The sequence below is a fragment of the Polymorphospora rubra genome, from assembly GCF_018324255.1.
Classification (GTDB): Bacteria; Actinomycetota; Actinomycetes; order Mycobacteriales; family Micromonosporaceae; genus Polymorphospora; species Polymorphospora rubra.
Map to the genome: position 1 here is coordinate 996,464 of NZ_AP023359.1, position 19,854 is coordinate 1,016,317.

General features: G+C 73.7%; 13 protein-coding genes and 2 pseudogenes. 4 read left to right on the forward strand and 11 right to left on the reverse strand.

Annotation, left to right across the window (positions count from 1 at the left end; genetic code table 11):
* Positions 1–78: 78 nt before the first annotated feature.
* From Prubr_RS04395 to Prubr_RS04415, 5 genes are all read right to left on the reverse strand, one after another.
* Entirely contained in the window at positions 79–663 is a 585-nt protein-coding gene (locus Prubr_RS04395; protein WP_212821900.1) for a type III secretion system chaperone family protein, read from the reverse strand.
* 131 nt (positions 664–794) lie between these two features.
* The gene (locus Prubr_RS04400) at positions 795–1,493 is read right to left on the reverse strand and encodes a DUF8185 domain-containing protein (RefSeq protein WP_246568299.1); all 699 of its coding nucleotides are present in this window, start codon (positions 1,491–1,493) and stop codon (positions 795–797) included.
* Positions 1,493–1,954: an acyl-CoA thioesterase gene (locus Prubr_RS04405; protein WP_212821901.1), complete on the reverse strand. Its 462-nt coding sequence runs from the start codon at positions 1,952–1,954 to the stop codon at positions 1,493–1,495. Before Prubr_RS04405 ends, Prubr_RS04400 begins: the two co-directional genes overlap by 1 nt.
* Positions 1,947–3,623 carry an energy-dependent translational throttle protein EttA gene (ettA, locus tag Prubr_RS04410; RefSeq protein WP_212821902.1) on the reverse strand — a complete coding sequence of 559 codons (1,677 nt, stop codon included), beginning with the start codon at positions 3,621–3,623 and terminating at the stop codon, positions 1,947–1,949. Before ettA ends, Prubr_RS04405 begins: the two co-directional genes overlap by 8 nt.
* Before the next feature lie 100 nt (positions 3,624–3,723).
* Complete coding sequence (locus Prubr_RS04415; RefSeq protein ID WP_212821903.1) at positions 3,724–4,335, reverse strand: hypothetical protein; 612 nt, start codon at positions 4,333–4,335, stop codon at positions 3,724–3,726.
* A gap of 231 nt (positions 4,336–4,566) precedes the next feature.
* Here Prubr_RS04415 and Prubr_RS04420 point away from each other — a divergent pair, with 231 nt between their 5' ends.
* Positions 4,567–5,967 carry an alpha,alpha-trehalose-phosphate synthase (UDP-forming) gene (locus Prubr_RS04420; protein ID WP_212821904.1) on the forward strand — a complete coding sequence of 467 codons (1,401 nt, stop codon included), beginning with the start codon at positions 4,567–4,569 and terminating at the stop codon, positions 5,965–5,967.
* A gap of 41 nt (positions 5,968–6,008) precedes the next feature.
* Positions 6,009–8,570: a trehalose-phosphatase gene (gene otsB, locus Prubr_RS04425; protein ID WP_212827462.1), complete on the forward strand. Its 2,562-nt coding sequence runs from the start codon at positions 6,009–6,011 to the stop codon at positions 8,568–8,570.
* Between the two features lie 163 nt (positions 8,571–8,733).
* On the opposite strand, the pseudogene cobA reads toward otsB, so the two are convergent.
* The 3 genes and pseudogenes from cobA to cobC all read right to left on the reverse strand — a co-directional run.
* Positions 8,734–9,936 (reverse strand): annotated as a pseudogene (cobA, locus tag Prubr_RS04430) (uroporphyrinogen-III C-methyltransferase); the annotation flags it as partial.
* Positions 9,933–11,068, reverse strand: a pseudogene (locus Prubr_RS04435) (nicotinate-nucleotide--dimethylbenzimidazole phosphoribosyltransferase). The pseudogenes Prubr_RS04435 and cobA, both read right to left, overlap by 4 nt.
* Positions 11,069–11,070: 2 nt before the next feature.
* Positions 11,071–12,186 (reverse strand): Rv2231c family histidinol phosphate aminotransferase CobC, encoded by a 1,116-nt coding sequence (gene cobC, locus Prubr_RS04440; RefSeq protein WP_212821908.1) that lies wholly within the window; start codon positions 12,184–12,186, stop codon positions 11,071–11,073.
* Between the two features lie 200 nt (positions 12,187–12,386).
* On the opposite strand from cobC, the gene Prubr_RS04445 reads away from it, so the two are divergent.
* Positions 12,387–14,546: a transglycosylase domain-containing protein gene (locus Prubr_RS04445; RefSeq protein ID WP_212821910.1), complete on the forward strand. Its 2,160-nt coding sequence runs from the start codon at positions 12,387–12,389 to the stop codon at positions 14,544–14,546.
* Between the two features lie 234 nt (positions 14,547–14,780).
* Here the strand turns inward: Prubr_RS04445 and Prubr_RS04450 are convergent, their stop codons facing one another.
* Both Prubr_RS04450 and Prubr_RS04455 read right to left on the reverse strand, forming a co-directional pair.
* Entirely contained in the window at positions 14,781–15,350 is a 570-nt protein-coding gene (locus Prubr_RS04450; RefSeq protein WP_212821912.1) for a GNAT family N-acetyltransferase, read from the reverse strand.
* Complete coding sequence (locus Prubr_RS04455; RefSeq protein WP_212821914.1) at positions 15,347–17,128, reverse strand: cobyrinic acid a,c-diamide synthase CobB; 1,782 nt, start codon at positions 17,126–17,128, stop codon at positions 15,347–15,349. Before Prubr_RS04455 ends, Prubr_RS04450 begins: the two co-directional genes overlap by 4 nt.
* Before the next feature lie 193 nt (positions 17,129–17,321).
* Here Prubr_RS04455 and Prubr_RS04460 point away from each other — a divergent pair, with 193 nt between their 5' ends.
* Positions 17,322–18,152, forward strand: coding sequence for an SURF1 family cytochrome oxidase biogenesis protein (locus Prubr_RS04460; protein WP_246568301.1), 831 nt, complete (start codon positions 17,322–17,324; stop codon positions 18,150–18,152).
* 14 nt (positions 18,153–18,166) lie between these two features.
* Here Prubr_RS04460 and Prubr_RS04465 read toward each other — a convergent pair whose 3' ends face one another.
* Positions 18,167–19,840, reverse strand: a complete 1,674-nt coding sequence (locus Prubr_RS04465; RefSeq protein WP_212821916.1) for an ATP-dependent DNA ligase — start codon at positions 19,838–19,840, stop codon at positions 18,167–18,169.
* Positions 19,841–19,854: the final 14 nt, after the last annotated feature.

The window sequence follows — 19,854 nt, forward strand, 5'->3', positions numbered from 1 at the left end:
CCGCGGTGGTGGGGGGTGACCCTCGTGCCCGGCGGCCCGGCGGGGGTGGGCCGCCGACCGGCCACGAGGGGGTCGGGGTCAGAGCAGGGCGCCCTCGTCGTGCAGCCAGTCGACGAACGCGGCGGACATGGTCTGCCCGGAGTCGACCATCTCGACCAGCAGTGCGTCGTGGGCGCCGGCGCGCAGCGGCACCTGGATCTCCGCGTAGACCGGCAGTTGTCCGCGTTCGGTGGGATCACCGACGTATGCCTTGCCGAAGCGGCCGGCGAGGTTCCATTCGTTGACCACGCGGTAGGCGCGGTCGGCCCAGTCGGGCGGGACGGTCGAGTGTGGACGGGCCCGCATGACCAGGATCTCGTCCTCCGGCCCTTCGAGGGCGAAAAGTACGGCGTGCCGCTCCCACATGGCCAACAGGCTGCCGTAGCCGTCGGCGAGGTAGCGGATGTCCAGCAGGTCCAGCGCTTCACCGATCCGGCACAGGGTCACCGGCGCGACGGTCGCTGGCATGTTCTTCGTGAGAGTCCGTTCGGCGGACGGACGGTCGTGCGTGGGTTCCCGTTGTGCCGGTGGCCCCACCCTGACGTTGCCGTCCTCCGCGATCCTGCTCCGGGTCTCCGGCTCTACGCCACCGGCGTGGCCGGGGCGCCATGACCACCACGGCATAGCTTGTGCACCTCGCTCCCCAGCGGATCCAATCGCCTACTTTGCGTTCGGCCCGAGGCAAGACGGTACCCGGATAGCCGACAGAGGGCATCCCCCCAACGACACCAGAAACCCAGACGGCCCATGCCGTCTCATACTTTCGGACGATGCTTGGTCGGACTTATCGCAAATTGCTGCACCGGGGGCAGCCAAGCGGTTCCGAACGGGGCTGCGAGACCGATCCATCGGCCCGCGAGACGTACCCGGACGGGGCTGTCCGGCGCGGTGTCACCGGAACCGAGGAAGCCCATCCGGACCACCGCCTGGACGAGCCGCTGCGGCACCTCCACCCGGCCCGACCCCGCGCCGTCGGCCGGCTCGGGCTCCACCACGACGGCGACGTGGTCGAGCAACGCGTCCCGTAACGCCCGCTGCCCCACCGCCCGGCCGCCGACCCCGTCCGTCGACGCGGTCCGCAGCGTGCCGGCGGCGGCATCCGCCACCCGCCGTACGTCGGCACCGGCCATCGTCTCGACCACCCGGCTCGCCGGCGGGGGCAGCGGCCAGAGCCAGCGCGCGTCGCAGCGGGCAGGCAGGTCGCCGCCGCCCCGGCCCAGCTCGGCGAGCAGGTCGGCGGCCAGCACCGTGGCGTCGCCCGGGGCGGCCCCGGCGACCACCCGGGTCACCAGGACCGACCAGGGCAGCCACGCCCACAGCGCGGTCACCGCCGGCCCGTCGCCGGTCCGGCCCGGCCGCAGGCGTACGACGGCGGCCCGGTCGAGCCGGGTCAACCGGGCCAGGAACGCCGTCCCGTCGCTTCCGGCGACCAACCCGTGGCCGGTCCCGGCCACTACGACCGACCGGATGCGGTCACCGGCGGCTCGAGGACGTACGGCCGCAGGAAGTCCCGCTCGTCGTCGGACAGCCGCCGGGACCGCTTGGCGGCGAGGTCGAACGGCACCAGCACCGACCGGGCCCGGCTGGCCAGCACCTCGCCGTCGAACAGCTCGTAGGCGATGGTGAACCGGGAGGCCCGGACGTCCTCCACCCACAGCTCGATGCGGACCGTCGGCGGCTGGTCGGCGGTCGCCCGGGCGGCGCTGTAGTCGACCGGCCGCAGGTAGTCGACCTCGTGCCGGGCGATGACCACGCCGTCGGCGAACGAGCCGACCCCCCAGGCCCGCCCGCCGATGAACATCAACGCGACCCGGGCCTCCTCGTACAGGGTGAGGAAGCGGGCGTTGTTGATGTGGCCGTACGCGTCGAGGTCGGACCAGCGCAACGCGCAGTGGTAGACGAACCGGTCAGTCACGCGTGAGCTTCCGGTACGTCACCCGGTGCGGCCGGGCCGCGTCCGCGCCGAGCCGGTCGACCTTGTTCTTCTCGTACGCCTCGAAGTTGCCCTCGAACCAGAACCAGTTCGCCGGGTCCTCCTCGGTGCCCTCCCAGGCCAGGATGTGCGTCGCCACCCGGTCGAGGAACATCCGGTCGTGGGAGATGACCACGGCGCAACCGGGGAACTCCAGCAGCGCGTTCTCCAGCGACGACAGCGTCTCGACGTCGAGGTCGTTGGTCGGTTCGTCGAGCAGGATCACGTTGCCGCCGATCTTCAGCGTCAGCGCGAGGTTGAGCCGGTTGCGCTCGCCGCCGGAGAGCACCTTGGTCGGCTTCTGCTGGTCGGGTCCCTTGAAGCCGAAGGCCGCGACGTAGGCCCGGGACGGCATCTCGACCTTGCCGACCATCAGGTGGTCGAGCCCGTCGGAGACGACCTCCCAGACCGTCTTGTCGCCGTCGAGGCCGGCCCGGTTCTGGTCGACGTACGACAGCTTGACCGTCTCACCGATCTTGACCGAGCCGGCGTCCGGCTGCTCGAGGCCGACGATGGTCTTGAACAGCGTGGTCTTGCCGACGCCGTTGGGGCCGATGATGCCGACGATGCCGTTACGTGGCAGCGAGAAGCTCAGGTCGCCGATCAGGACCCGGCCGTCGAAGCCCTTGCGCAGGCCGCCGACCTCGATGACCGTGTTGCCCAGCCGCGGGCCCGGCGGGATCTGGATCTCCTCGAAGTCGAGCTTGCGGGTCTTCTCCGCCTCGTTCGCCATCTCCTCGTAGCGGTCGAGGCGGGCCTTGGACTTGGTCTGCCGCGCCTTGGCGTTGGAGCGGACCCACTCGAGTTCCTCGGTGAGCCGCTTCTGCATCTTGGCGTCCTTGCGCCCCTGCACGGCCAGCCGCTGGGCCTTCTTGTCCAGGTAGGTGCTGTAGTTGCCCTCGTAGCCGATGGCCCGGCCCCGGTCCAGCTCGAGGATCCAGCCGGCGACGTTGTCGAGGAAGTAGCGGTCGTGGGTGATCGCCATGACGGTGCCGGCGTACTTGGCCAGGTGCTGCTCCAGCCACTGCACGCTCTCGGCGTCGAGGTGGTTGGTCGGCTCGTCGAGCAGCAGCAGGTCGGGCGCCTCCAGCAGCAGCTTGCACAGTGCGACCCGGCGGCGCTCACCGCCGGAGAGCTGGGTGACGTCGGCGTCCGGCGGCGGGCAGCGCAGCGCGTCCATGGCGAGTTCGAGCTTGGAGTCGATGTCCCACGCGTCGGCGTGGTCGAGCTCCTCCTGGAGCTTGCCCATCTCCTCCATCAGCTCGTCGGAGTAGTCGGTCGCCATCTGCTCGGCGATCTTGTTGAACCGCTCCAGCTTGGCCTTGGTCTCCGCGACCGCCTCCTCGATGTTGCCGAGGACGGTCTTGGCGTCGTTGAGCGGCGGCTCCTGGGCCAGCATGCCGACGGTGTAGCCGGGCATCAGCCGGGCCTCGCCGTTGCTGGGGCGGTCCAGCCCTGCCATGATCTTGAGCAGGCTGGACTTGCCCGCGCCGTTGGGGCCGACCACACCGATCTTGGCGCCCGGCAGGAAGCTGAGCGTCACGTTGTCGAGCACGACCTTGTCGCCGTGCGCCTTACGGGCCTTCTCCAGGACGTAGATGTACTGGGCCACGGTGCGGCCTACCTCCAGAATCGCTGCGAAAGTCGGCGAACGCCGTCGTCAATCCTGACAGGTCGGGGCCGGTGGACGCACATCACCCCGACCGCCGGGGTCAGATCGCGGGCTGGGTCTCCGCCCCGCCACCCTCGTGCTCGATCACCAGCTTGTCGGCGGTCACCCGGTAACGGGTGGTCCCCCGGTCGGTGTGGTTGGTCGCCACGTAGCCGCCGCCGGTCGCCGAGACGTCGGTGAGGAACAGCGCGTTGACGCCCTCGACCAGTTTCTCCCCCGGCTGCCCGGAGTGGCCCTGGTAGAACAGCGTGCCGTGCGGGTCGGTGCAGATCCACACCTCGGAGTGCCGGGTGCGCAGGTAGAGGGTGAGCGACAGGTCACCGGCCGAACCCGTTTCCCTGGCCAGGGTCACGGTGTGCGCCGGACAGGTCGTCGGCCGGCCGTGCCCGGGCGCCGTCGTCCGCACCGGCTGTCCGGTCGGGGTCGGGGCGTACGTCGGATCCGGGGCGTACGTCGGGGTGTCGGGCGCCTCGGCGACCAGGGTCGGGCGCACGGTCGGGTCCGGGCCGGCGCCCAGCCCCGGCTCGTCGTCGCCACCGTTGGTGGCCAGCAGGAAACCCACGGCGCCGCCGATCACGGCGAGCAGGACGACCGCGATGGCGAGCGGTCCGAGCCACGCGTTGCGCGGCCGGTCGGTATCGAAGACGGACACCGCCTCAGCGTGTCACCCGCCGGCAATCCACCGGTTCCGCGCCCGAGTCGACCCGGAACGCGTGGCGCAGACCGCAGACGCGAGGTGACACAGGCCGCACAATCAGGGGTACGGCCTGCGGGTTTGACGGTCGCGGCGGGCTGGGCACCAAAGACAACCGGGGACGCCGGCGGATCAACCGCGCGAAGTAGGCTCTCCGCGAGACCCGTAATCACCGGAGGTGTACGGAGCGTGACGGTTCGCAGCTCATTCGTGGTCGTAGCCAACCGCCTGCCCGTCGACGAGGTGAACACACCCGAGGGGCGGCAATGGCGGCGGAGTCCGGGTGGTCTGGTCACCGCCCTGCACCCGGTGCTGGCCCAGCACAAGGGGACCTGGGTCGGCTGGGCCGGTGGGGTGGGCGCCGCACCGGAGCCCTTCGAGGTGGAGGGCATCCACCTGCATCCGGTGCCGCTGAGCGCCGACGAACTCGAACGCTACTACGAGGGCCAGTCCAACGCCACGATCTGGCCGCTCTACCACGACGCGGTGGAGACCCCGGCCTACAAGCGCCGCTGGCGTGAGGCGTACCGGCTGGTCAACGCGCGGTTCGCCGAGGCGGCGGCGGACGCGGCGGCCGAGGGCGCCACCGTCTGGGTGCAGGACTACCAGCTCCAACTGGTGCCGGCGATGCTCCGCGAACTGCGTCCCGACCTGCGGATCGGTTTCTTCCTGCACATCCCGTTCCCGCCGATCGAGCTGTTCATGCAGATGCCGCTGCGCGCCGAGGTGCTGCGCGGCCTGCTCGGCGCCGACCTGGTCGGCTTCCAGCAGCGGCTGGCGGCGCAGAACTTCGTCCGGCTGGCCCGGCACCTGCTCGGCCTGCGCTACTCGGGGCAGACGATCGAGGTCGACGGCCGGACGGTCAAGGCGGGCGCCTTCCCGATCTCGATCGACGTCGCCGAGATGGAGCGGATGGCGTCCGACCCGACGGTCCAGGCCCGGGCGAAGCAGATCCGGGCCGAGCTGGGCGATCCGAAGACGGTGATCCTCGGGGTGGACCGGCTGGACTACACCAAGGGGATCGAGCTGCGTCTGAAGGCGTTCCGCGAGCTGCTCTCTGACGGAAAGCTGACAGTTCCCGACGCGGTTATGGTGCAGGTCGCCACGCCCAGCCGCGAACGGGTCGAGCACTACCAGGCGCTACGGGTAAAGGTAGAGCGCGAAGTTGGTCGGATTAATGGCGAATTCGGCCGAGTCGGCGTGCCTGCTGTGCATTACCTCCACCAGTCGTACTCTCGCAGTGAGCTGGCGGCGCTCTACTGCGCCGCCGACGTCATGATGGTGACCCCGCTTCGAGACGGAATGAATCTGGTGGCCAAGGAGTACGTTGCATCGCGCGCCGACACTGGCGGCGCGCTCGTGCTCAGTGAGTTCGCCGGCGCGGCAACGGAGCTGCGCCAGGCATTTCTTTGTAACCCGCACGACCCCGACGGGGTCAAGGACGCCCTGCTAAGGGCCGTGCACGTCGACAACGTGGAGGCCCGTCGCCGGATGCGCATCATGCAGCGGCACCTGCGGACCCACGACGTGGGCCAGTGGGCCCGGTCGTTCCTCAACGAGCTCGGGGTGCCCGAGACGGAGGCGGCGTGAACACTTCTGTCCTGGAGGCAGGTCCGCGCGGCGCCGACCTGATGGACCCGGCGCTGCGCGCCGCCATCGGCCGCGTCGCCCGCCTGCCCATCCTGCTCGTCGCCTGCGACTACGACGGCACCCTGGCGCCGATCGTGACCGATCCGACCAAGGCCGTCCCGCTGCCCGAGTCGGTCGCCGCGATCCGGGCGCTGGCCGCCCTGCCGCAGACCACGGTCGCCGTGGTCTCCGGTCGGGCGCTGCGCGACCTGGCCACGCTCTCCCGGCTGCCCAGCGAGGTGCACCTGGTGGGCAGCCACGGCTCCGAGTTCGACATCGGCTTCGTCGAGCGGCTCTCGCCCGAACTCGTCGAGGTCCGCACCCGGCTGCGGGCCGAACTGCGCCGGATCGTCGCCGACAAGCCCGGCGTACGGCTGGAGAGCAAGCCGGCGAGCATCGCCGTACACACCCGGGGCGCCGACCCGCAGGTCCGCGACGAGGTGGTCGCGGCGGTCGAGGCCGGTCCGGTGAACTGGCCGGACGTCACGGTCACCCGGGGCAAGGAGGTCATCGAGCTGTCGGTGATCGCCACCCACAAGGGCCTGGCCATCGACCAGCTCCGCACCCAGCTCTCGGCCAGCGGCGTGCTCTACCTCGGTGACGACGTCACCGACGAGAACGCGTTCGGCATCCTGCACGGGCCCGACGTCGGGATCAAGATCGGCGACGGGGAGACCCGGGCCGACTTCCACGTCGACAGCCCGGTCGAGGCGGCCCGGCTGCTCGGCCTGCTGCTGGAGACCCGGCGCAACTGGCTCTTCGGCGAGCGGGCCGTACCGATCGAGCGGCACTCGATGCTCGCCAACGGGCGTACCGTCGCCCTGCTCACCCCGGAGGCCCGGGTCACCTGGCTGTGCCACCCGAAGCCGGACTCGTCGGCGATCTTCGCCGACCTGCTCGGCGGCACCCCGGCCGGCCACTTCAGCGTGGCCCCCGACCGGGGCGGGCTGCCGCTCGGCCAGCGCTACCGGCCGGGCACGATGACGGTGGAGACCCGCTGGTCGGGCCTGACCGTCACCGACTGGCTCGACTGCCCGGCCGCCGACGGCGCCGCCGGCGAGACCGTCATCCCGGGCGGCGACTCCACGCTGATCCGGGTACTCACCGGCGCCGGCCGGGTCCGCGTCGAGTTCGCCCCGCGACCGGAGTTCGGCCAGGTCGCCGTACGCCTCCAGCCGGTCGGCGACGGCCTGCTGGTGCTCGGCTCCAACGAGCCGGTGGCGCTCTACTCCCCCGGCATCGAGTGGGACGTCACCGAGGACGGCGGATACGACACCGCCCGCGCCGTCGTCGACCTGTCCTCGGCCGGCGGCTCGGTCACCCTGGAGCTGCGGTTCGGCTCGCACAGCCTCGAACACCACGCCATCGCCCTGCACGACCGGCAGCACGCCGCCGAGCAGCCGTGGCGGGACTGGGCGGCCGGCCTGAAGCTGCCGTCGCACGCCCGCGACCTGGTGACGCGCAGTGCGCTCACCCTGCGCGGCCTGTGCCACGAGGCGACCGGGTCGATCCTCGCCGCCGCCACCACCTCGCTGCCCGAGGAGGTGGGCGGGGTCCGCAACTGGGACTACCGCTACTGCTGGCTGCGCGACGCGGCGATGACCGCCCGCGCACTGGTCGACCTCGGCTCGCTGGAGGAGGCCGAGGGGCTGCTGCGCTGGGTCGACGGCTGCATCGAGCGCACCGGCGGCCACCCCGAACGGCTGCACCCGCTCTACACCGTCGAGGGCTACGAACTCGGCGCCGAGGCGGTCATCGACACCCTGCCCGGATACGCCGGCTCGCGGCCGGTCCGGGTCGGCAACCTCGCCAACCACCAGCTCCAGCTCGACGTGTTCGGGCCGGTCGCCGATCTGCTGGCGGCCGTGGCCGACGCGCGCGGCGCGGTACGCGACGACGAGTGGCGGGTCATCGAGGCGATGGTGCAGGCGGTCGAACGCCGCTGGCACGAGCCCGACCACGGACTGTGGGAAGCCCGCCTCCCTCCCCGGCACCACGTCTTCTCGAAGGTCATGTGCTGGATGACCGTCGACCGGGCCCTGCACGTCGTACGACGGCACGGCGACGGCGACCGGCCGGAGTGGGTCGAGCTGCGGGACCGGATCGGGCAGAACGTGTTGGAGCACGGCTGGCACGAGGGTGCCGGCGCCTACACGGTCGCGTACGGCGACGAGGAGATGGACGCGTCCTCGCTGTGGATCGGCCTGTCCGGGCTGCTTCCCGACGACGACCCCCGGTTCCTCGCGACCGTGCTCAAGGTCGAGTCCGACCTGCGCAGCGGTCCGGTCGTCTACCGCTACCGGTGGGACGACGGCCTGCCGGGCCGGGAGGGTGGCTTCCACATCTGCACGGCGTGGCTGATCGAGGCCTACCTGCGCACCGGCCGGCGCAGCGACGCCGAGGAACTGTTCACCCAGATGATCGACACGGCGGGCCCGACCGGGCTGCTGCCGGAGCAGTACGACCCGATGGTCGAGCGCGGGCTGGGCAACCACCCGCAGGCCTACAGCCACCTCGGCCTGATCCGGTGCGCGCTGCTGCTGGACGACGCCGTCAAGGTCTGACCACACCGTTCGAGGGCGTGGGCAGCGCGGGTCACCCCGCGTCGCCCACGCCTTCGTCGTCCGGCGCGCCGAACATCCCGCTGCCGGCCGCCCCGTCGCCGCCGGGGGCCGGGACGCCGCCGGCAGCTGGAACGCCGCCGGCGGCCGGAGGGACACCGGCCGGGTCGAGGGCGTGGACCACGTCGCCGACGACGACCACGGACGGCGGCCGGAAGCCCTCGGCCACCGCCGCGCCCGCCACCTCGCCGAGCGTCGAGCGCAGCACCCGCTGGGCGCCGGTCGTACCCTCCTGCACCACCGCCGCCGGCGTGGCCGGTGCCCGGCCGTGCGCCTGGAGCGTCGCGGTGATCGCCGGCAGGTTCTTCAGCCCCATCAGCACGACCAGGGTGCCCCGCATCCGGGCCAGCGCCGGCCAGTCGACCAGCGACGCCGGATCGTCCGGGCCGACGTGGCCGGAGACGACGGTGAACTCGTGCGCGACGCCACGGTGGGTCACCGGGATGCCGGCGCCGGCCGGCGCCGCGATGGAACTGGTGACCCCGGGTACGACGACGACCGGCACCCCGGCCCGCGTACAGGCCACCGCCTCCTCGCCGCCACGGCCGAAGACGTACGGGTCGCCGCCCTTGAGCCGGACGACGAAACGGCCGGCCAGCGCCCGGTCGACAATGATCCGGTTGATCTCCTCCTGGGCCCGGGCCGGCCCGTAGGGGATCTTGGAAGCGTCGACCAGTTCGACGTCCGGGCCGAGTTCGTCGAGCAGCAGCCCCGGCACCAGCCGGTCGGCGACCACGACGTCGGCGCGGGCGAGCAGCCGCCGGCCCTTCACGGTGATCAGTTCCGGATCGCCGGGGCCGGAGCCGACCAGTGCCACCTGACCGGCGACCGGCGGCTGGCCGCTGTGCAGCGTGCCGTCGGCGAGCCGGTCGCGGATGGCGTCGCGGACGGCGACCGCCCGCCGTGGGTCGCCGCCGGCGGTCACCGCCACCGTCACCGTGCCGTGCCGGGCGGTCGCCGGCGTCCAGGCGGTCGCGGCGAACCGGTCGTCGGCGCGTACGCAGAAGGTCCGGCGCGCGTCGGCGGCGGCGCTCACCTCGGCCGCGGCGACCGGGTCGTCGACCGCCACCTGCACCAGCCAGACATCGTCCACATCGGACGGCTCGAACCGCCGCTCGGCCCAGGCGACCCGGCCGGCGTCGGCGTACGCGCGCAGGGCCGGGGTCAGCCGGGGCGCCACCACCAGCACCTCCGCGCCGGCGTCGAGCAGGGCCGGCACGCGCCGGGTGGCCACCGCTCCGCCACCGACGACCAGCACCCGGCGGCCGGCGAGCCGCAGCGCCAGCGGGTAAAGGCCCGGGTCGCTCATTTGCTGGACACCCCCGCCGAGTCGAAGGTCGCCACCTCGTGCAGCACCCGGACGGCCGCGGCGACGACGGGCACGGCGAGCATGGCGCCGGAGCCCTCGCCGAGCCGCATCCCGAGGTCGAGCAGCGGGGTGAGGCCCAGGTGCCGCAGCGCGACCGTGGCGCCCGGCTCCGCCGAGCGGTGCCCGGCGACCATGGCCCCACGGGCGTCGGGGGCCAGGGCGGCGGCGGCCAGTGCCCCGGACGCCGCGATGACCCCGTCGACCAGGACCGGTACCCGGCGGGCGGCGCCGGCCAGCACGAAGCCGGCCAGGGCGGCGTGCTCCAGCCCGCCGACCGCCGCGAGCACGCCGACCGGGTCGCCGGGGTCCGGGGTGTGCCGGGCGAGCGCGGCCCGCACGACGGCCACCTTGCGCTCGTACGTCCCGTCGTCGATCCCGGTCCCCGACCGGTGACGTCGAGCGGGTCGGCGCCGGTGAACGCGGCCACGAGGGCGGCGGCCGGCGTGGTGTTGGCGATGCCCATGTCGCCGGTGACCAGCAGTCCGGCGCCGGCGTCGACCAGCCGGTGGGCGGTGTCGATGCCGACCGCGACGGCGGCGACGACCTCGTCCCGGGTCAGCGCCGGCCCGACGGCCAGGTCCCGGGTGCCGGCCCGGACCCGGGCCTGGACCAGTTCCGGTGCGTCCCCGGGCGGGCCGGCACCGATCGGCCCGGCCGGGGCGGGCTCGGCGGCGGGTCCGGTGGCGACGTCGGTGGCGGGCTCGGCGAGTGCGTCGGCGGGCGGACCGGCGACGCCGACGTCGACGACGGTGACCCGGGCGCCGACCTGGCGGGCGAAGGCGTTGATCACGGCTCCGCCGCCGAGGATGTTGGCGACCATCTGGGCCGTCACCTCCTGCGGCCAGGGGGTGACCCCCTGGGCGTGCACACCGTGGTCACCGGCGAAGACGCCGACGGCGGCCGGCCCGGGCAGCGGTGGCGGGCAGGTCCCGGCGAGACCGGCGAGGCGTACCGACAGCTCTTCGAGCGTGCCCAGCGAGCCGGCCGGCTTGGTCAGCCGGGCGTGCAGCGCGCGGGCCGCCGCCATGGCGTCGGCGTCCAGCGGCCGGATCGCGGCCAGGGTTTCACGCATCCTCAAGTCCTTCCCGTCAGGGCCGCCGCGGCGCCCGACCCGGCATCGGCCGACCCGACTGCGGCCGGCACCTCGTCGAGCACCTCGGCCAGCGTCGAGACGAAGCCGTCCGTGGTGGCAGTGTCCCGGACGGCGATCCGCAGCCAGTCGGCGCCCAGCCCCGGGAACGTGTCGCCGCGCCGTACCGCGTAGCCGCGCTCGCGCAGCGCCAGTCGGATCCGTTCGGCGCCGGCGATGTTGACCAGTACGAAGGCGCTCGACGGCCGGCCGGCGACGGTCACGCCGGACAGCGCCCGCAGGCGGGCGACCAGGTGGTCCCGGTCGGCGGTGAGCCGTACCGCGATCTCCCGCTCGGCCGCCACCGCCCACGGCCCGGCGCAGGCGGTGGCGGCGGCGAGGGCCGGGGTCGAGACCGCCCAGAGCGGCTGCGCCGCGGCGAGCCGCGCGACCAGGTCGGCGGGGCCGAGAAGGTATCCGATCCGCAGCCCGGCCAACCCCCAGGTCTTGGTCAGGCTGCGTAGGACCACCAGGCCGGGCAGGTCGCGTCGGTCGGCGAGCGACTCGGGTTCCCCGGGTACGCCGGTACGGGCGGTGGTGTCGGCGAACGCCTCGTCGACGACGAGGACGCGGCCCGGCCGGGCCAGCGCGGCGAGGTCGGCGGCCGGGTGCAGCACCGACGTGGGGTTGGTGGGGTTTCCGACGAAGACGAGATCGGCGTCGGGCGGCACGAGTGCGGGGTCCAGCCGGAAGCCGGTGGCGGCCGGCAGCAGGACCCGTTCGACCGGGTGCCCGGCGGCCCGCAGCGCCGCTTCGGGCTCGGTGAACTGGGGGTGGACGACGATCGGCCGGCGGGCGCCGCGCAGCGCCTGGGCCAGCAACACGAAGCCCTGGGCGGCGCCGGCGGTGAGCAGCACCTCGTCGGCGGGGCGGCGGTGGCGGGCGGCGACGGCGGCGGTCGCCGGGCGCGCGTCGGGATAGCCGGCCAGGTCGTACAGGGTCGCGGCGATCGGCCCGGCGAGCCAGGGCGGCATCGGGTCGCGTCGGACGTTGACCGCGAGGTCGACCAGTCCGGGGGTGGCCTCTGCGTCACCGTGGTGGGCCAGGTCTTCGACGGTCATCCGTCGCCCTCCATCCCTTCGCGTCCCCTGCCGGCCACGGTCCGGGATCCCTGCCGGTCGGGGTCCCGGATCCCCTGCCGGTCGATCCGGGATACAGCATGCGGGAGACGCTGTCGCCAGCCGTACGACGGGCCGGCTGACCAGCGACGCGTTTGGCCCTTTTAATCAGGTCATAACAGTATTTGTCATACCTTCAAAGGGTGACGAACCGCACCCTTCATGTTCTCGGCCGGCTCGCCCCTCTCCTCCGGGCCGGTCTCATCGCCGGAGTGATCGTGTCGGCCGTCGCGTACCCGCTGGTCGCGATCGGGGGGTTGGGCGCCAAGGCCGGCGCCGAGATCATCCAGAACATGCCGCGCGAACTGCGTACCGTGCCGCCGGCGCAGACCACCTACGTCTACGCCAACGACGGCAAGACGCTGCTGACGATGTTCTACGAGGAGCACCGGCGCTACACCCCCATCTCCCAGATGTCGCCGCACATCCAGCAGGCCATCGTGGCCTCGGAGGACTCCCGGTTCTACGAACACAACGGCGTCGACGCCAAGGGCATCGCCCGCGCGTTCGTGGCCAACCAGCAGTCCGGCGCGGTCTCCCAGGGCGCCTCGACGCTGACCATGCAGTACGTCCGGATGGCACTGCGGGACAGCGCGCAGAGCCCGGTCGAGGTGCAGGCGGCGACCGAACAGACCAGCGGCCGCAAGATCCGCGAGATGCGGCTCGCCACCGAACTCGAGAAGCAGATCTCCAAGACCGAGATCCTGGAGCGCTATCTCAACTCGGCGTACTTCGGGCACCGCGCGTACGGCATCTACGCCGCCTCCGAGGTCTTCTTCTCCAAGCTGCCGAAGGACCTCACCATCATCGAGGCGGCCACCCTCGCCGGCCTGGTCAAGGCCCCGTCCGAGTACGACCCGGCCAGCCGGGACAAGGGGGCCGCCACCGCGCGGCGCAACTACGTCATCGACCGGATGACGTCGATCGGATACATCTCCCCCGACGCCGCCGCGCAGGCCAAGGAAGAACCGATCACGCTGAAGCTCACCACCCCGCCCAACGACTGCGCCTCGATCGCGAAGGCGCAGAACAGCTGGGGCTTCTTCTGCGACTACTTCAAGAACTGGTGGGGTGCGCAGCCCGCGTTCGGCGGCAACCCATTGGAGCGCGAGGACAAGCTGCGCCGGGGTGGCTACACGATCGTCACCTCCCTCGACCCGAAGGTGCAGGAGATCGCGGAGGACAACGTCAGCGGCCGGGAGTCGGTCGACAGCCGGTTCGCCCACGGCATCGTCCTGGTCGAGCCGGGCACCGGCAACGTCAAGGCGATGGCGGTCAACCGGGTCTACTCGCTGGACCAGAGCGAGAACGGCAGCCACTCCGACCCGAAGAAGCGCGCACGGATCAAGGGCAACTATCCGAACACCGTCAACCCGCTGCTCGGCGGCGGCGACATGCCCGGCTACCAGGCCGGCTCGACGTTCAAGATGTTCACCATGCTCGCCGCCCTCGACGCCGGCAAGCCGCTGTCGACGGCGTACAACTCGCCGTACCGGATGCGGTCCATCTACCCCGGTGACGGCGGACCGTCGAGTTGCGGCGGCTACTGGTGCCCGTCGAACGCCAGTGCCGCGATGACCGGCCGGCACGCCATGTGGTCCGGGTTCGGCCAGTCGGTCAACACGTACTTCGTCCAGCTCGAACAGGAGGTCGGCGCCGACAAGGTGGTGAGGATGGCCGAACGGCTCGGCCTGCGGTGGCGGACCGAGGTCGACCGCAACCAGGCGTCACCCGAAAAGGCCAAGGGCTGGGGCGCGTTCACGCTCGGGGTGTCCGACGCGACACCGCTGGAGATGGCCAACGCGTACGCCACCGTCGCCGGGGACGGTCTCTACTGCGAGCCGATGCCGGTGCTGTCGGTGCTCGGACCCGACGGCGCGCAGGCGAAGTTCACCAACGCCGAGGGGGAACAGGTCGACGTGGCGCAGCCCCGGTGCCGGCAGGAGGTCAGCAAGGACGTCGCGCGGGCGGCGGCCGACGCGGCCCGCTGCCCGGTCGCCGACCGCCCGGCCGCCGGCTCCTGCGGCGGCTGGTCAACCGCGGACTCGGTACGCGGAACGGTCGGGCGGCCCGTCGCCGGCAAGACCGGTACGACGGACAGCACCCGGTCGGCGTGGTTCGTCGGGTTCACCCCGGAGTTGGCGGCCGCCAGCTTCATCGCCGACCCGGACAATCCGTTCAACGCCGTCGGCGACTGGCAGTCGAACAAACCGATCGACTCGGTGGCGACGACGCTGCGCGAGGCCCTGAAGGGTCAACCGACACGCGACTTCGTCCCGCCGTCGTCGGCCATCATCAGATGACGGCGCCCAGGCCGCCCACGCCGATCCCGGCCGGCGGGCACGTCAGGACCGCCGGCCGCCACGGCGGCCTGGTGATGCTGTCCCGCGCCACAGCGAATCCGGCGTATCCACAGCGAACTCGCTGTGGATCGGAACAGCGGCCTGCCCGCCGCCACGCCGCGGCGGGCGGCCGGGCCGGCGGGTGGTTCGTCCTCCATCGGGCGGTCCCGGACCGGGCGGGCCGGCCCGCGACCGTCAACGCAGGTCGGCGGCGACGAACGACCAGACCTCCAGGTCGACCCGGCCGCTGTGCACGTGGCCCGCGTTACGCAACAGGCCCTCGTAGGTGAAGCCGGCCTTCTCCGCCACCCGCCGGGACGCCACGTTGCCCGGCGCGACCCGCAGTTCGATCCGCTGGAAGCCGTGCTCCAGGAGCAACGCGATGGCCAGCGCGTCGACCGCCTCGGCCGCCATACCGAACCCGCGGGCGTGCGGCGCCATCGCGTACGACACCTCGGTCACCCGGCCCACCCAGTCGGTGCGCTTGGTCCACAGGCAGCCGACCAGCCGGTCGTCCTCGCGCCGGACGACCCCGTAGTGGTCGCCGCTGCCGCTGTCCCGCCGTTCCTGGGCCATCTCGGTGCACCAGGCAAGGCCCTCGATCTGGCCGTACTCCCGGGGGAACGGCAGCCAGCGCTGGGTCTGCTTGTCGGCGAACACCTCCGTGACCGCCTTGGCGTCGCCGGCCTCCAGGGGCCGTACGTGCATCCGGGGCGCCGACACGGTCAGCGTCGGGAACCGGCGGACCGCGACGTGGCCGGTCACGCCTCCCCCTCAGCTCCGCCAACGGCCGGCGGAGCGGCCCTTCCGGCGTCGGGTGTGCCGACGGGTGTCGTGGGCGCGGCCGGCCGGGTGGCCGGCGGGCGGACGTCGGCGGTCGGCTCGTCGGTGAGGTCGACCGCCCCGGGTACCGGAGCCGCCGACCCCGACGCGGCGGGTGGCACGGCTCCCGCCGGCACCGGCGCGGGAGCGGGCTGCACCACCGGCGCGGCGCCGGACACCGAAACGCCGGCCGGTGCGGACACCGGGACGCCGGCCGGTGCGGACACCGGAGCGCCGGCCTGCGCGGGCACCGGCGCCGACGGTCCGGTCTTCGTGAGCACCGGTCCGCCGTTCGCCGGGGCCGGGGCACCGCCCTGCGCCGGGACAGCACCCGGCGCCAGGGCGGCGGGCGACGGCGTCGACGCCGCGACCAGCCGGTGCGCGATCTCCGGGTTGCCGGCCCAGTGCAGGGTCAGCTGCGACGCGTGCACCCGCCGCCAGACGAACCCCTCGGGCGCCCCGGCCGCCCAGGTCCACGCCGGCGCCTGGCCGGCCCGCGGGTTGACCACGCCACGGTGGTGCTTGTAGCCGACCAGCCGGGCGCCCAGCGGTGCGACGGCGGTCGAGGCCCGCGCGGTCGCCTCCCGGTAGCCGACCACGATCTGGTCCATGCTCACCCCGGTCGCGTCGAGCACCCCGCACATCGGGCGGCCGTCGAACTCGCGGGCCAGCCACAGCAGTCCGGTGCCTTCGGCGAGCACCGGCCGGCCGGCGCGGGCCAGCTCGGCGACGGCCGCGCAGAGCCGCCGGTTGGCCGACAGCTCCTCGGCGTACGTCTCCGGCAGCGCACCGCCGATCACCAGCGCGTCGGTCCCGGCCGGCAGGGCCTCGTCAACCAGCGGATCGACGGCCACCACGGTCGCGCCGGCGGCGGCGAGCAGCTCGGCCGTCTCGGCGTAGCCGTAGGACAGGGCGGGGCCGCCGGCGACCGCGATCACCGGGCGGCGACCGCCCGGGCCGACCGGCAGCGGCGGCGCGTCGGCGAACGCGGCGGCGGCGGACCACGCCTCGCCGGACAGCCGGGGCGCCGACCGCGCCACCGCCAGCAGCCGGTCGAGGTCGACGGCGCCGGCGATGGCCTCGCCCAGGCGGCGTACGGCCCGCAGCGCCTCGACGGTGCGGTGCGCGACCGGCACCACGCCGTGCTGGCGGGCGGGCAGGACGGCGGGCAGGTCACGGCGGCGCAGCGCGCCGAAGACCGGCACCCCGATGTCCTCCAGCGCGTCGCGCAGCAGTTGCTCGTGCCGGTCGGACGCGACCCGGTTGAGGATCACGCCGCCGAGCCAGAGCAGTTCGTCGTACGCCCGGAAGCCGTGCACCAGCGCGGCCACCGACTGGCCCATCGCGGCGACGTCGACGACGAGCACCACCGGTGCCCGCAGCACCGACGCGACCCCGGCGGTCGAGTCGCTCTCGGCCCGGCCGGCGAGGCTGTCGAACAGGCCCATGGTGCCCTCGACGACGGCGATGTCGGCGCCCGCGCTGCCGTGGGCGAACAGCGGCGCGATCCGCTGCGGGCCGACCAGCCGGGGGTCGAGGTTGCGGCCGACCCGGCCGGCCGCCAGCCCGAGGTAGCCGGCGTCGGTGTAGTCGGGGCCGACCTTGAAGCCGGCGGCGGTCAGCCCCCGGGCGGCGCAGGCGGCGAGCAGGCCGACGGCGACGGCCGTCTTGCCGTGGCCGGACGACGGGGCACTCACCACCACGCGTGGTACGGCGGTCATCGTCGGCTCCTCATGGTCGTTGGACGGCCCGGTGCGGGTGTCGTGGAAACGGGTGTGGAGTCGGCTTGCCGGCTCCTGTCGGTATCGACGCGACCGGCCGCCGCGGGCGACCATACCGGGTAGGGGCAAGGGCGCGGGGGCGCCGATCCGGGCACCAGCGTAGTGGCTCGGGTCACACGGGTAGCCTCGTGCTGTGTACCGGTTCCTGCTGACCCCACGCTGGCTGGGCATTCTCGCGCTGACGGTGGCCGCGTCGGTGGTGATGGTCATGCTCGGCAACTGGCAGTTGAGCCGGTACGAGCAGCGATCGGCGATCAACGAGCGGATCGACGCGGCCGGGCGGCTCGACCCGGTGCCGCTGACCGAGGTCCTCGCCGCCCCCGGCGGTGGCGCCGGCACGGCCGGCCCGGCCCCGCACCGGGACGCGGCGTGGACCAGGGTCACGGTCACCGGCCGCTACGACAGCACCAACGTCGTCCTGGTCCGGGCCCGTAGCGTCGAGAGCCGGGTCGGGTTCGAGATCGTCGTACCGCTGGTGCTGGCCGACGGGACCGCGGTGCTGGTCGACCGGGGCTGGGTACCGCCGGCGCCGGGCGGCGCGGCCGCGCAGCCGGAGGTGCCGCCGGCACCCGAGGGCGAGGTGACCATCGTCGGGCGGGTGCACCTGTCGGAGAGCCAGCCGGGCACCATCGGCCGCCGGGACGGCCGGATCGAGACCCGCCGGATCGCGGTGCCGGAACTGGCCGCCGAGCTGCCCTACCCGACGTACGGGGCCTATCTGCTGGTCGACGAGCAGACCCCGGCCGCCGACGCGGCGTTCGTTCCGATCCCGATCCGGCACGAGAACAACTGGCAGAACGGCGGCTACGTGGTCCAGTGGTGGCTGTTCGCCGGGATGGCCCTGGTCGGCTACGGCTACGTGGCCCGCCGCGAGGCGCACGCCCGCAGCGGGAAGCGCCGGCCGCGCGGCGACCGGCTGGAGGCGCCGGCGGTGGCGCCGCCCGCCGCCGCGACCCGCGACTGAGCGGCCGGCCCGGGTCAGCCGCCGTGGATCGCCCGTACGGCGTCGATGGTGTCGGCCTGCGCGGCGGTCTTGTCGTCGCGGTAGCGGACCACCCGCGCGAACCGTAGCGCCACCCCGCCCGGATAGCGGGTGCTGCGCTGTACCCCGTCGAACGCGATCTCGACGACCTGCTCGGGCCGTACGGTCACCACCCAGTCTCCGCGCTCGACGGCCAGGCCGAGGAACCGTTCGGTCTGCCAGCGCAGCAGTTCGTCGGTCAGTCCCTTGAACGTCTTGCCGAGCATCACGAACCCGCCGGTGGCGGGGTCGCGGGCGCCGAGGTGGAGGTTGGACAGCCAGCCCTGCCGCCGGCCGCTGCCCCACTCGACCGCGAGCACGACCAGGTCGAGGGTGTGGCGGGGCTTGACCTTGATCCAGGCGGCGCCCCGCCGGCCCGCCTCGTACGGCGCGTCCGGCGCCTTGACGACGACGCCCTCGTGGCCGGCGTCGAGCGCGGCGGTGAAGGCGGCGGCCGCCGCCTCGACCGAGTCGACCGTGGTGCGGCCGACGAGCAGGGGCGCGGCGACCGCGTCGGCGAGCGCGGCCCAGCGGTCCCGGCCGGGCGCGTCGAGCAGGTCGGTGCCGTCGAGGTGCAGCAGATCGAAGAAGTACGGCGTGAGCGCGACCCCGCCGCCCGTCGACGCGGCCGTGGTGGCGCCGGCGGCCACCGCGATCGTCGGGCCGGCGCCGACCGGTCCGCTGCCGGCCGGTTCGTCGCCCGCCGTCGCCGGGGCCCCCGGGCTGCCGGATTTTGCCCGCCCGGCGCCCTTGACCTGGGCGGTCACCGCCCGGCGGGCACCGCGGGTCGCGGCCCGGCTGGACGTCTCCTGGAACGGTCGGGGCCGCCCGGTCGCGTCGAGGGCGATGGCCTCGCCGTCGAGCACCACCTCCCGGACGGGCAGCGCGCGGACGGCCGCCACCACCTCCGGCACCCGGGGCGTGATCTCGTCGAGACTGCGGGTGAAGACGGCGACGTCGGTGCCGGACCGGTGCACCTGGATCCGGATGCCGTCGAGCTTGACGTCGACGACGGCGGGTGCGCCGACGGTGCCGAACGCCTCGTCGACCGAGGGCGCGCTCTGCGCCAGCATCGGGGTCAGCGGGCGCCCGACCCGCAGCGCGAACCCGGCGAGCGCGGCCTCTCCCCCGGTCAGCGCGGCGACCGCGACGGCCTTCAGGTCACCGGCGAGCAGCAGGGCCCGCCGTACGACGGCGACCGGCACACCGGCGGCGCGGGCGACCGCGTCGGCGAGCAGCCCGGCCTGCGCGCCCTGGCGCAACTCGCCGCTGAAGAGCCCGACGAGGAGCCGCTGCTCGTCGGCGGTGGCGGCGGTGAACAGCGCACCGAGCAGGTCACGCCGCCGGCCCTGCGAGCCGGGGCCGGCGAGCCCGGCGATCTCGGCGATGGCGGCGTCGACGGCCGCCACGGTCAGCGTCGGCTCGGCCGCCGGCGGGGGCAGGTCGCGCAGACTGGCGTAGCCGACCCCGGTCTGCCGCTGCCGCAGTTCGCCGGCCAGGTAGGCGGAGCCGGCAAGGACCTCGTCGGGGGCCAGGTCGCGCAGGGCCCCGGCCAGCAGATCGATCTTGGCCCGTCGGCCGGAGATCGCCTTGACGGCGGCGGACGTGGCCGCCAGGTCGATGAACCGCATCCGCCCATCGTGGC